The organism is Streptomyces glaucescens (genome assembly GCF_002154375.1).
GTDB lineage: Bacteria > Actinomycetota > Actinomycetes > Streptomycetales > Streptomycetaceae > Streptomyces > Streptomyces glaucescens.
In genome coordinates this window covers 1-12,790 of sequence record NZ_MUND01000089.1, presented here as the reverse complement: position 1 = coordinate 12,790, position 12,790 = coordinate 1, and the positions used below count along the sequence as shown (strand labels likewise).

Sequence of the window (12,790 nt, the reverse complement as noted above, 5' to 3'; positions counted from 1 at the left end):
GAGGGCCAGGTCGCCGGCCAGGATCGCGGCCGACTCCCCCAGGCGGTCGACACGGGCGGGAGGCGCGTGGCCGGCGTACTGGGCGCGTACGTCCGCGTGCAGGGCCGGCCGCCCACGGCGCAGTGCCGCCCCGTCCATGACGTCGTCGTGGACGAGGGCACAGGTCTGCAGCAGTTCGAGTGCCGCGCCGATCCGCAGGGCGGCGACGGCCGACGCCGGGTCGGAAGCGCCGCACGCGCGCAGGGACCACCAGACCAGTCGGGCCCGGGTCCGTTTGCCGCCCTCCCGGGTGAACCGCGCCACGCGTTCGGCCAGGTCCTTCGCGAACAGGAGGTCGGCCGCGCGGGCCCGGGCGAGGCGGTCGGCCAGCACGTGGTCGAGCGTCCGCCCGACGGCGGCGGGCACGTCCACGTCGACGGTATGCGCGTCGGCATCGATGGCGGGCACGGCCGCATCGATGACGGGCACGGCCGTGTCGACGGTGTGCACCCCCGCATCAAGGCCGTGCGACTCCGCGTCGACCGCGTGCCCGTCTGTGGCACCCGGGCCGCTTGCGTGAGCACCGAGGGCGCGCGGGTCCGCGCCCCCCGGAGGGCCGGGCACGCCTCGGGGGTGCCGTACGGCGGTTCCGCTGGCCGGCCGGTCGCCCTCGGCGTCGGCTGCCGCGCCCTCCGGCCGCGCCCGGACGGGGGATCCCGGCAGGGCGACCAGGCGTGGCACGGGCGGCGGGGCCGCGTGGTGATCCTTCGCCTGTGTGGGGCGCATCCCGAATCCTCTCGTCGTGCTCGTCGTTCCTCCGTCATCCACGTCCTTCCGCCCGGGCGGCGGTTACGGATGCGGCAAAGGCATGCCCGCTCCGGCCGTGCAGCTCCCTGTCCGTGCCTCCGTTCGGCGGCGCCGCGTGCACGAGGGGGTGGTGTGCCCGCCGTGTCCTTGCATCCGTACGGGCCCGGATCCGGGAAGCAACCGGCGGATGCGGGAAGGCGAAGACGGAGAGAGAGGGAGGAACCGGCGTGCTGGAGACGGAGGTCGCCGTCCTGGGGGCGGGAGCCGCGGGGCTGTCCCTCGCCCACCGGCTCGCCGGGCACGTGCCGGGCGCCCGCACGCTCTCCGTGGTGCTGGTGGACGCGCCGCCGGGGCCGCTGCGGCCGCCGCCGCGGACCTGGTGCTTCTGGGAGTCCGGCCGCGGCCGGTTCGACGCGGCGCTGCGCGCCGAATGGCGTCGGCTGCGGGTGCGTCCGCCCTGGGGCGCCCCGGTCGAGGGGGACATCGCCCCACTGCGCTACAAGATGATCCGTTCCGACGACTTCGAGTACCTGGTCGGGAGGGATCTGGCCCGCAGTCCGAACGTACGGCGGCTGGAGGCGACCGTCGAGACGGTGGAGGACGTGCCCGCGGGCGCCCACGTCCAGGTGAAGGCCCCCGACGGCAGCGGCAGGGTCCTGCGCGCCCGCTGGGTGTTCGACTCCCGCCCGCCCGGCAGCCTGCCGGCCGCGCGGACCACCCTCCTCCAGCACTTCCACGGCTGGTTCGTCCGCACGGCCCGGCCGGTCTTCGACGTCCGCGCCGTGGAGCTGATGGACTTCCGCACCCCGCAGCCGGCCGACGGCCTGTCCTTCGGCTACGTCCTGCCGCTCGGCTCGCACGAGGCGCTGGTGGAGTACACCGAGTTCTCGCCGCGCCCGCTCACCTCGGACGGGTACGAGTCGGCCGTGCGGCAGTACGCCGACGAGGTGCTGCGGCTCGGCGAGGCGCGGATCGTCGCCACGGAGACCGGGGTCATTCCGATGACGGACGCACCGATGCCCCGGCAGGTCGGCGCGTCGGTCTTCCGTATCGGTGCCGCGGGCGGCGCCACCCGCCCCGCCTCCGGCTACACCTTCGCCGGTGTGCAGCGCCAGACCCGGGCCGTCGCGTCGGCCCTGCGTCAGGGGCGCCGGCCGGCGCCGCCCGTCCCGCACTCGGCCCGCTCGCGGGCCATGGACGCCGTCCTGCTGCGGGCCCTGGACAGCGGTCGCGTCGACGGTCCGGCCCTGTTCTGCCGCCTGTTCGCGCGCGTCCCCATGGGGCGGCTGCTGCGTTTCCTCGACGGCCGCACCCGGCTGTACGAGGACCTCTCCATCGGCCTGCGCACCCCCGCCGGGCCGATGCTGCGGTCCGCGGTGGAGCTTCCCTGGCTGCCGCGCCGCCCCTTCGACTGATCCGCCCCGTCCGCCCGCCCCCTTCGGCTCCCGGAGACCGCATGAACCTGCTGCGCGACGAGGATCTCGCCGCCGCCTTCGACCACGCCTCCCGTACCTACGACGCGCTGGTGGCCGCGAATCCCGGCTACCACGCGCACCTGCGCCGCTCGGTGCGCCGGCTCGGGCTGCCCGGGCACGGCGCGGGGCTGCGCCTGCTGGATCTCGGCTGCGGCACCGGCGCCTCGACGGCCGCCCTGCGCTCCGTCCTGCCGGGCGCGGACATCACGGCCGTCGACGCCTCCGCCGGCATGCTGGAACGGGCCGCCGCCAAGCCCTGGGCGCGGGGGGTGACGTTCGTGCGCGCGCCCGCGGAGCGGCTGGCGCAGGCCGGGGTGCGGGGGCCGTTCGACGCCGTGTTCGCCGCCTACCTCTTCCGCAACGTCGCCGATCCCGACGCCGTGCTCGCCACCGTGCGCGGTCTGGTGCGGCCGGGCGGACGGCTGGGCGTGCACGAGTACACGCTCGGCGGGCGCCGCGTGGACCGGGCGGTGTGGACGCTGGTCTGCCGCGGTGTCGTCCAGCCCGTCGCGAACGTCCTCGGGGACGCCGCGCTCTACCGCCATCTGTGGCACAGCGTCCTGGAGTTCGACACCGCCGAGCGCTTCGCGGACCGCCTGCGCACGGCCGGCTTCGACCGGGTGCGGGCCCTGCCCCTGCCGGGCTGGCAGACGGGCATCACCCACACGTTCGTCGCCCGGCGGGCGGACGCCGGCCGGGAGGAGGCGCGATGAGCGGCACTCCGACGGCCCGCCCCGGGGGCGCGCGCAGGGGCCGGGACCGCCGGGCCCGCGTGCTGCCCGCCCGGCCGGGCACCCGGCGGCCCGACGGCCCCCGCCCCACCACCGCCGTGGTCGGGGGCGGTATCGCCGGGCTGGCCGCCGCGACCGCGTTGGCCGAACGCGGGGTGGCCGTCACGCTGTACGAACGGCAGCCGTACCTGGGCGGGCGGGTCGGCGGATGGCCGACCCGGCTGCGGGACGGCAGCGCGGTGACCATGAGCCGTGGCTTCCACGCGTTCTTCCGCCAGTACTACAACCTGCGGGGGCTGCTGCGTCGTACGGATCCGGGGCTGGAACGGCTCACCGCCCTGCCGGACTATCCACTGCTGCACGGCAGCGGCCTGCGCGACAGCTTCCGGCACGTCCCGCGCACCCCTCCGTGGAGCGCGCTCGGCTTCGTCGCGCTCAGCCCCTCGTTCCGCCTGCGGGACCTGCGCGCCATGAACCCGGTCGCTGCGCTGCCGCTGCTCGACGTCCGCGTCCCCGAGGTGTACGAACGCCTCGACGGCATCAGCGCGCACGCCTTCCTGGACGCCGTGCGCTTCCCCCGTAGCGCCCGTCATCTGGCGTTCGAGGTGTTCTCCCGGAGCTTCTTCGCCGACCCCCGGCACCTGTCCGCGGCGGAGATGGCGCTGATGTTCCACATCTACTTCCTCGGGTCCGCCGAAGGCCTGCTGTTCGACGTGCCCCGCTCCCCCTTCCCGGCCGCGCTGTGGGATCCGCTGGCCGCCTACCTGGGACGGCACGGCGCCGAGGTGCGCACCGGCACAGCCGTCGAACGCGTCACCCCCCGGCCCGACGGCGGCTACGAGATCGCCACCGACCGGGAGGAACGCCGCCACGACACTGTGGTGCTGGCTCTGGACGCCGCGGGGCTGCGCTCTCTCGTGGCCGGCTCGGAGCGGTTGGGGGACGGCCCGTGGCGCGAGCGGGTCGGGCGGCTGCGCACCGCACCGCCCTTCCTGGTCAGCCGGCTGTGGCTGGACCGGCCCGTCGCAGCGGACCGGCCGGGCTTTTTGGGCACCAGCGGGTTCGGCACCCTGGACAACATCAGCGTGCTGGAGCGCTGGGAGGACGAGGCGGCCCGCTGGGCCGCGCGCACCGGGGGCTCGGTCGTGGAGCTGCACGCGTACGCGGTACGGCCGGGGGCGGCCCGGGACGTCGAGGAGAAGCTGCTGGTCGACCAGTTGCACCGCGTCTACCCGGAGACGCGCGCGGCCTCGGTCGTCGACGCCCGCCACGTGTGGCACGACGACTGTCCGCTGTTCCCGGTGGGCGGCTTCGCCGACCGGCCGACCGTCCGCACCCCCGATCCCGGACTGGTGGTGGCCGGCGACCTGGTCCGCACCGACCTGCCCGTGGCCCTGATGGAACGCGCGGCGACGACCGGGTTCCTTGCCGCCGACGCGCTGCTGGAGCGGTGGGGCGTGCGGGGCCGGACGCTGTGGACGGTGCCGGACCGCGGACGCGCCACGGTGCTGCGAACGCTGGCCGGGTGGGCGGGACGCTGAGTGCGGGGCCGGACGCGGTGGATTCGCTCGGCAACACCGTCACGTAGCGGGGTCACCGCCGCGTCTCGGCGCCACGGTCACGGCCCCGGCCGGTGGCCGGTGACCGCACACGGGTGCGGTGAGGTGGTCCAGGACGTTGGTCTGGCGGAGCACACGGTCCAGCGCGTCGGGCCGGTTGTCCAGATGCAGGGTGGCGCGGGAAGCGCTCGTGCGACACCGCCCCGTGCCCCGAACACGGCAGTTCACACCTGCCGGATCGGGCGGATCGGAGGCGTACCCCGTCGCCGGGCCGCCCCCGTGCGGCCTCGGCGTGATGCCGTCCGGGGGACACGCGCCGCGCCGATGCATCCGCTCGGGCGGGCCACCGGAAAGAGTGCGGGGAGACGCGCCACGGGCGCGGCACCGCCGTCACCCGCGCGGGGGCGGCCCGGAGAGGTGGGAGAGGTGGTCGTGTGTCCGCTGACCGGGACGCGACGGACGTACGGACGGACGTACTGGTCGTGGGAGCCGGTGTCGCCGGACTCGCCTGCGCTCACGACCTGCTCGCGGCCGGTGTGGCCGTCCGCGTCGTCGAGGCGGACGCCGAGGTGGGCGGCCGGATGCGCACCGACCGGGTCGAGGGCTTCGTCGTCGACCGCGGATTCCAGGTCTTCAACACCTCCTACCCCCAGGTCCGCGGGCGGCTGGACCTGCGCCCGCTGCGCCTGCGGCCCTTCACCCCGGGCGTGCTCATCCACACGGAGTCCGGCAGGCTCCGCTTCAGCGACCCCACGCGACGGCCCCGCACCCTGCCCGACCTGCTACCGGGCCGCCTCGCCGGGACGCGCGACCTGCTGGCCCTCGCCGTGCTGTCCGGCCGGGACATGCTGGCCCCGCCGCGACTGCTGAAGTCGGCCACGGACACCACGACCCGGACCGCGCTCGCGGACGCAGGGATCTCGGACGCGTTCGTCGAGCGCTTCTTCCGGCCGTTCCTGTCGGGCGTGTTCCTGGAGGACGAGCTGGTCACCTCCAGCCGGTTCTTCCACTTGGTGTGGCGGAGCATGCTGCGCGGCACGCTGTGCCTGCCCGCCGAGGGCATCGGAGCGGTCCCGCGTGCCCTGGCCGCCGCGCTGCCGGAGGGCACCGTACGCCTGGAGACGCCGGTGGAGCGGCTGACCGACGACGGCGCCCTGACTGTCGCCGGCCGCGAGCTGGCCGCCCGCGCGGTGGTGGTGGCGACCGGCCCCGGAGCGCTGGCGGCGCTGCTGCCCCGGGCCGGTGTGCCGGCCTACCGGACGGTGACCACCTACTACCACGTCGCCCCGACGTCCCCGCTCGCTGAACCCACCCTGCTGGTGGACACCCGGCGCCGGTTCCTGAACACCTGTGTCCTGAGCGATGTCGCCCCCGGTCACGCACCGCGAGGCCACGCGCTGGTCGCCACCTCGGTCCTGGGCGGTGACGCCGAGGGCCGCGAGCGCGAGGTGCGCGGGGCGCTCCGCGAGGCGTACGGCACCGGCACGGACGGCTGGGACCTGCTGACGGTGCGTACCGTCGCGGACGCCCTGCCCGCCATGGCGCCCCCGCAGCCGCTCGTCCGCACCTCACGGGTGGCAGCGGGCCGCTATGCGTGCGGGGACCACCGGGCCACCGGCTCGGTGCAGGGGGCGCTGGCCTCGGGAGCCCGCGCGGCCCGGGAGGTGCTGCGCGACCTGGGGCGCTGAACGACTTCCTGGCGCCCCGGAAACACCGCGCCGACCGCATCCGAGTGGGGCGTAGAACGCGAAGAGAGGGTGCGGACCTCCGCTCCCGGAGCCCCGAGCCGGGTCGGAGGTCCGCACCCGGGGACGGCGGCGCCCCGTCGCGGCGCGGCCGGCCGGCCCGTCACTCCCCGTCCTCGCCCTCCGTGTCGTCGTCCGCGCTCCCCGCGTCGTCGCCCTCGGCCTGGGACGGTGTCGTCCGCGGCACGTCTGGGTGCCCGGTCTCCTCCGGCTCGCCCTCCGCCTGGGACGGGGTCTGTTCGGTCATGAGGACCTCCATGCCGGGAGTCGGACGGGTGGTTCTCCCCCTCCTCGGCCGGTCCGTGGTACCCCGGGCACGCGGTGCGCACTCGCCCGGTTCCGACCGCAGGTCCACGGGCCCGGAAGCCCATGGTGATCTTCCCGCGCACGTTTGGAACGGCGAGAGCACGGCCACTTGGCTGACACCCCTCAGGACGGCGGGGGCGACTCCCGGGCACCGTCGGTGGCGGACCCGGAACGGAGCGCACCGCCTCATTGCCGGAGTTCCGGCGAGCAGGGAAGGTGCACATGACAACCGTCGGTGTGGAAGAGGAGTATCTGCTCGTCGACGTGGCCACGCGAAGGCTCAGCCCGTACGGCGAGAAGGTGCGGGCCGCGGCCGGTCTCGAACCGTTCGTCGCGGCGGGCGAGATCCAGCTGGAGCTGCTGCAGGCCCAGGTGGAGGTGGCCACCCCGGTCTGCGGCTCACTGGAGGAGGTCGGCGGGCATCTGCTGCGCCTGCGGCACGCCGTGGCCCTCGCGGCGGAGACGCACGGCTGTCGCATCATGGCCAGCGGCACCGCCCCGATGGCGCAGGACTCGGCCGTACCGGTCACGGACAAGGCCCGGTACAGGGCGATGCTGCGGCAGGCGCCCCAGCTGGTGGCGGAGCAGATGGTCAACGGCATGCACGTGCACGTCGCGGTGCCCAGCCGGCGCACCGGCGTCGAGGTGCTGAACCGGCTGCGGCCATGGCTGCCCACACTGACCGCCATGGGCGCGAACTCTCCGCTGTGGGACGGGCACGACACCGGTTTCGCCAGCTGGCGCACCATCGTCTTCGACCGGTGGCCCGTCAGTGGAATCCCGCCGCACTTCGCCGACGACACCGACTACGACCTGCGGATGCGGCGGCTTGTCGCCACCGACGTGATCGCCGACAGCGGCCAGCTGTACTGGCAGGCCCGGCTGTGCGAGCGCTACCCCACCGTCGAGGTGCGCTGTCTGGACGTCCAGCCGCGCACCGACGACGCCGTGATGTTCGCCGGGCTCGTGCGCGGCCTCGTGGAGACGGCGATGCGCGACGCGGGCGCCGGGCGCCCGGTGCCGGACCCCGACCCCGAGCTGCTGAAGGCCACGATGTGGCAGGCCGCCCGGCACGGGCTGAACGGGGAGCTGATCGATCCCGCCGGCCGGCGCTGTCGCGCCGGTGACGTGGTGTACCAGCTCCTGGAACACATCGCTCCCGCGCTCGAGCAAGCCGGTGACACCCGGGAGGTCACCGGGCTCGTCCACCGTCTGATGCAGCACGGCACGGGCGCGGACCGGCAGCGCCAGATTCTGGCCGACGGCGGCCCCGACGCCGTGATCGACATGCTCACCGAGGCCACGGTGATGCCGTGACGGGCCGCGGCCCCGACGTCACGCGCCGAGTTTGCCGACCATGTCGGTGAGGACCTGGGCCAGATCACGCAGATCGCGGTCGGTCGGCGCCGTACCCACACGGTCCACCAGGTCCCGCTTGGTGATCACGAGCAGGGCTCCGTCCGAGCCCTCCTCCTCACCCGAGGAGGGGTCGTCGACCACTCGAGCCCTGCCTTCCAGCAGGACGAGCGCGGCATCCTCGCTCCCGGCATCATGAAGTCGCCTGACATGGGTCTCGTCGATCATCCGTCGGCCTCCGGTCGTGGGCTCTTTCCCGGGTGCTACGGCGGGTGCCCCGCCCACGGCCAGGTGAACCGCTCACCGGGATCAGCTGACCGAGGGGGAACCCGTGCCGCAGCCGGACGACGAACTGCTCGCCTTCGACACCAGCGGTCTCGAGGACTGGGACGAGCGGCGTGCGCGCGCCGCCCTGGACGGTGGTCATGGCGCCCTGTACCGCAACCATCTGCGGATCGCCCTCCAGCTGGACGTGTGGGCGGAGGCCGAGAGCCGCCGCACCGACGTGGACGCACGCTACCGGGCCGGGTACACGCAGGCGCTGCGGGACATGGCCGCGTTCCTCAGGCAGACCTACTACCTCCCCGCGGGCCCCGAGTGAGGCTCGAAGTCCGCGTCCGCCCGCTGACCGGTCAGTCGACGAGGTGCCGCTGCAGCCAGTCGGCGGCGGCGCGGCGGAACAGCCGCCGGTTGTCGGCGCGCAGGAAGTCGTGGCCCTCGTTGCGCAGCGTGAGCAGCTCGGCGACCTGGCCGCGTTCGCGCGCCGCCCTCACGAACTGTTCGGACTCCTTCGGCGGAACGTTGGTGTCGTGCTCGCCGTGGACGGCGAGGACCGGAACGCGCAGGGCGTCGATACGCGTCATGGGCGACAGCGAGCGCAGCAGTTCGCCGTCCCGCTCGGGATGCCCGTACTTGTGTGCCGCCGACTGCGCGATCCAGGGTTCGGTGCCCTCGAAGAACGTCGCGAAGTCGGACATGCCGCAGACCGCCACCCCCGTGCGGAACAGTTCGGGGTGCCAGACGAGGGAGGCGAAGGTGAGATAGCCACCGTAGGAGCGTCCCATCACGGCGAGCCGCGCCGGATCGGCCGGACCGGCCAGGACCGCGTGTGCGGCGCAGTCGGCGACGTCGTCCAGCGCGGCGAACCGGCCCCTGCCCAGATCGGCGTCCACGAACGACCGTCCATGCCCCGAGGACCCGCGTACGTCGGGTGCGAAGATGTCGAGCCCTCGCCCCAGGATCTCGTGGTACAGCGGGTTGAAGACGGGGCGTTCCTGCTCCTCGGGGCCCCCGTGCAGGTGGATCACGCAGGGTGCCGGTTCGCCGGGGCCGCGGCCCGGCGCACGGTAGTACCAGCCGTTCAGCGGCAGCCCGTCCCGGGCGGTCAGCCGCATCTGCACCGGTCGCACGGGCGGGCGGCCCGGGGGCACCGCGTCCTCGTCCCGCGAGGACCATGGCGTGCGCACCGGTTCCACACCCTCGGGAAGCCACCACAGGCCGGGGCGGCGCTGAGAGCCGGACAGTGCCAGCAGCAGTCCCGCCGGGCCGGCCGGCACGATACGGGTGATCACTTCGTGCGGCAGGGGCACGGGCCGGGACAGGCCGGTGCCGCCGGCGCGGCCCGCGGCGCCCGTGGTCGTCGCGGACGGCGGGGCGGTGACGACCTCCAGATCGCTCGCGCCCCGGACGTTCCAGGCCAGCACGGCCGTGCGGCCGTCATGGCCGAAGGACAGCAGTTCCAGGTCGCTGCCCTCTCGCTCCGCCACGACGGACCAGCTGCGCGGACGGCCCTCGCCGTCCAGCCGGGCGGCGAGCAGGGCCGCGAACTCGCGGTCGGCGTCGCTGCGCAGCCAGACGGTGTCCGCCCGGGACGAGAACCTGCCGATCCAAGGGTCGCCGTCGGCGGCCGGCACCACGCAGGTGGTGGCGAGGTCCGTGGTGCGCACCACCACCGCCTCACGCCGTCCGCGCGGGCCGCGCCGCAGCAGGGCGAGGCCGCCGTCGGGGCTGAGGTCGCACACGCGCAGCGTCGCCGCGTCCTTCTCGGCGGCCAGGAGGACCGGGGCGGCAGCACCGTCGGGGTCGATCAGGTAGGCCGACAGCCCGTCGCCGAATCCGGCGCCGGGGGCGAGCCGGCCGAGCCGAGCGGCCACGGACCCCGGGGCCACTCCCCCGGGGTGCAGAGCGGTGAGCATCGTGGTCATGTCGTGGCGGTGCGGACCGGCGGTCGCCGCGTGCCCGCCCGGCAGTGTCGTCCTGGGTTCCGTCGCGGTGAGCGGGCTGGGCCCGAGGAGCACGGCCTCGCCCTCATGGCCCGGCCAGCCGGCCGGCAGGCGGCCACCGGACCCGCCGGTCTCGCCGCTCTCGGCCGGGACCTCGGCGGTCGGGGCCAGCTGCAGGCCCGTCGGGACGGCGACGGTCACCGCGACCGCCGACCCGTCGTGCGCCCAGCAGCCCAGGTAGGCCGTGGTGCCGGGCTCGGCTCCGGCGATGATGCGGCGGCCGGTGCCGTCGGGGCGTACGCACAGCACGCGTGAGTGCTCGCCGCCGCCGGGGGCCGTGGTGTAGGCGATCCAGCGGCCGTCCGGTGACCAGGACACCTCGCGCACGGGGTCCGGTCCGGCGTCGAGCAGCCGCACCTCGCCGCCGTCCACGGGCCCCGTCCACAGTTGGGGCACTCCCCCGCGGTCGCAGATGAACGCCACCCGTGTTCCGGCGGGGTCGGCTGACGGGTACCAGCAGCCGTGCGCGGTGAGCCGCGTCGTGGCGTCGCGCGGGCCGGAGGCGTCGGTGAGCGGGACCAGTGCGGGGGCGGCCTGGGTGAGACCCCGGCCGCCGTCCGCGTCCGGCACCGTCGCGCTCGGGCCGCGCAACGCCACGAACGCCGCGCGCTCGCGCCGCTCGAAGTCCGCCGCGCCGGTGCCGACCACGCCGTCCGTGCCGCTCGCCCCGTTCGTGCCGGTCACGTCCTCCGTGCCGGTCGGGACGCGAGCGTCGGTCATATTCCGTGCGTCTGAAGCCATATCTCCAACAGGGCCACCTGCCACAGGGCGTTCGCCCCGCGCCGGGTCCGGTGCTCGTCGGGGGCCGCCAGGAGCTCGGCGAGGTACGAGTCCTGGAAGAGCCCGCGCCGCCTCGCCTCCGGGGCCTGAAGTGCCTCCCGGACCCGTTGCAGGACGGGCCCGGCCATGTGGGTGATCGCCGGGACCGGGAAGTACCCCTTGGGCCGGTCGACCACCTCGTGGGGCAGCAGTTTTCGGCCCGCGTCCTTCAGGACGCCCTTGCCGTCGTCGGCCAGTTTCAGCTCCGGCGGGCAGGCGGCCGCAAGCTCCACCAGTTCATGGTCCAGGAAGGGCACGCGGGCTTCCAGTCCCCAGTCCATGGTCATGTTGTCGACCCGCTTCACGGGGTCGTCCACGAGCATGACGTGCGTGTCGAGGCGCAGGGCGGCGTCGAGCGCGGTGTCGGCGCCCGGCACCGCCATGTGCTCCCGGACGAAACGGGTGGCGACGTCGTCCGGCGGGAGCATGTCCGGCCGTACCACCCGGGAGAGGTCGGCGTGGGAGCGGTCGAAGTACGTCTCGGCGTACCTGTCGGCCGCCCCTGCGCGGGAGGCCTCGGCCAGCCTCGGGTACCAGTGGTAGCCGGCGAAGACCTCGTCGGCTCCCTGCCCGCTCTGGACGACCTTCACCTCCTTGGCCACCTGTTCGGACAGCAGGTGGAAGGCGACGACGTCATGGCTGATCATCGGCTCGCTCATCGCCGCGATCGCTCCGTCGAGCGCCGTCGGCAGCCGCTCGGAGGGCACCATCAGCCGGTGGTGATCGGTGGCGAACTCCTTGGCGATGAGATCGGAGTACTCGAACTCGTCACCCCCGGCGCCGCCTTCCGACTCGAAGCCCACGCTGAACGTGGCCAGGTCCCGCTGCCCCCCGTCGGCCAGCAGTGCCACGATCAGGCTGGAGTCCAGGCCTCCGGAGAGCAGGACTCCCACGGGCACGTCGGAGACCATCCGGCGGCGTACGGCGGTGCGCAGCGCGTCGAGCACCGCGTCCCGCCACTCGCTCGGGCTCATGCCGGCGTACTCGGGGCGGCGGGTGTACGACGGCTGCCAGTACCGGTGGTCCTGGTGGCTGCCGTCCGGCTCCACCACGCGTACGGTGGCCGGCGGCAGTTTGCGCACACCGTTGAGCACGGTCCGGGGTGCCGCCACGGTCGCATGCCAGCTGAGGTACTGGTGAACGGCCACCGGGTCCAGGGACGTGTCGACGTCCCCGCCCGCGAGCAGCGCCGGGAGCGACGAGGCGAACCGCAGGCGCCCGGGGGTTTCGGCCAGGTAGAGGGGCTTGATGCCCAGCCGGTCGCGGCCGAGGACCAGACGGCCGGTCCGGTGCTCGAAGATCGCGAACGCGAACATGCCGTAGAAGTGGTCGACGCAGGCGGTCCCCCACTGGCGGTACGCGTTCAGGACGACCTCGGTGTCGGAGGTCGACTCGAAGCGGTGGCCGAGGCGCCGCAGCTCCTCGCTCAGCTCCCGGTAGTTGTAGATGCATCCGTTGAAGACGCCGGTGACCTCGTCCTCGACGTCGGTCATCGGCTGGGCCCCGAGGTCGGAGAGGTCGATGATCTTCAGTCGCCGGTGGGCCAGCGCCACAGGGCCTCGCGACCAGATGCCCTCACCGTCGGGGCCGCGGGCGGCGAGCCGGTCGCTCATGCGCTGCACGGCCGCGAGATCGGGCCGCTCACCGTCGAAGCGTATTTCCCCGCTGAGGCCGCACATCACGCACCACCTCCCCGGTGCGGGTCGGCGGTCCGCGCCCACGGCGGTGGCG

At 74.6% G+C, this 12,790-nt stretch carries 11 protein-coding genes; 6 read left to right on the top strand and 5 right to left on the bottom strand.

What is annotated here, in order from left to right; translation table 11 throughout:
* The coding region (locus CCN42_RS46060) for a polyprenyl synthetase family protein (RefSeq protein ID WP_211294645.1) at positions 1-765 on the bottom strand (765 nt) is incomplete at its 3' end.
* A 248-nt stretch (positions 766-1,013) separates the two neighbouring features.
* On the opposite strand from CCN42_RS46060, the gene CCN42_RS06750 reads away from it, so the two are divergent.
* From CCN42_RS06750 to CCN42_RS06735, 4 genes are all read left to right on the top strand, one after another.
* On the top strand, positions 1,014-2,201 hold the full coding sequence (locus CCN42_RS06750) for a lycopene cyclase family protein (protein WP_086733741.1): 1,188 nt from the start codon (positions 1,014-1,016) through the stop codon (positions 2,199-2,201).
* Between the two features lie 41 nt (positions 2,202-2,242).
* The gene (locus tag CCN42_RS06745; RefSeq protein ID WP_086733739.1) at positions 2,243-2,974 is read left to right on the top strand and encodes a class I SAM-dependent methyltransferase; all 732 of its coding nucleotides are present in this window, start codon (positions 2,243-2,245) and stop codon (positions 2,972-2,974) included.
* Positions 2,971-4,533, top strand: a complete 1,563-nt coding sequence (locus CCN42_RS06740; protein WP_086733737.1) for an FAD-dependent oxidoreductase — start codon at positions 2,971-2,973, stop codon at positions 4,531-4,533. Before CCN42_RS06745 ends, CCN42_RS06740 begins: the two co-directional genes overlap by 4 nt.
* A 452-nt stretch (positions 4,534-4,985) precedes the next feature.
* Entirely contained in the window at positions 4,986-6,239 is a 1,254-nt protein-coding gene (locus CCN42_RS06735; protein WP_086733735.1) for an NAD(P)/FAD-dependent oxidoreductase, read from the top strand.
* A 160-nt stretch (positions 6,240-6,399) separates the two neighbouring features.
* Here the strand turns inward: CCN42_RS06735 and CCN42_RS43190 are convergent, their stop codons facing one another.
* Positions 6,400-6,543, bottom strand: coding sequence for a hypothetical protein (locus CCN42_RS43190; protein WP_169731416.1), 144 nt, complete (start codon positions 6,541-6,543; stop codon positions 6,400-6,402).
* Between the two features lie 281 nt (positions 6,544-6,824).
* Here CCN42_RS43190 and CCN42_RS06730 point away from each other — a divergent pair, with 281 nt between their 5' ends.
* Positions 6,825-7,919, top strand: a complete 1,095-nt coding sequence (locus tag CCN42_RS06730; protein WP_086733733.1) for a carboxylate-amine ligase — start codon at positions 6,825-6,827, stop codon at positions 7,917-7,919.
* Between the two features lie 18 nt (positions 7,920-7,937).
* Here the strand turns inward: CCN42_RS06730 and CCN42_RS06725 are convergent, their stop codons facing one another.
* On the bottom strand, positions 7,938-8,186 hold the full coding sequence (locus tag CCN42_RS06725; protein ID WP_086733731.1) for a hypothetical protein: 249 nt from the start codon (positions 8,184-8,186) through the stop codon (positions 7,938-7,940).
* A 103-nt stretch (positions 8,187-8,289) separates the two neighbouring features.
* Between CCN42_RS06725 and CCN42_RS06720 the strand changes: the two genes are divergently transcribed.
* Entirely contained in the window at positions 8,290-8,559 is a 270-nt protein-coding gene (locus tag CCN42_RS06720) for a hypothetical protein (RefSeq protein WP_086733729.1), read from the top strand.
* A 31-nt stretch (positions 8,560-8,590) separates the two neighbouring features.
* Here the strand turns inward: CCN42_RS06720 and CCN42_RS06715 are convergent, their stop codons facing one another.
* Positions 8,591-10,960 carry a S9 family peptidase gene (locus CCN42_RS06715; protein WP_086733727.1) on the bottom strand — a complete coding sequence of 790 codons (2,370 nt, stop codon included), beginning with the start codon at positions 10,958-10,960 and terminating at the stop codon, positions 8,591-8,593.
* Entirely contained in the window at positions 10,957-12,738 is a 1,782-nt protein-coding gene (locus CCN42_RS06710; RefSeq protein ID WP_086733725.1) for an N-acetylglutaminylglutamine amidotransferase, read from the bottom strand. The genes CCN42_RS06715 and CCN42_RS06710 overlap by 4 nt, the downstream gene beginning before the upstream one ends.
* Positions 12,739-12,790: the final 52 nt, after the last annotated feature.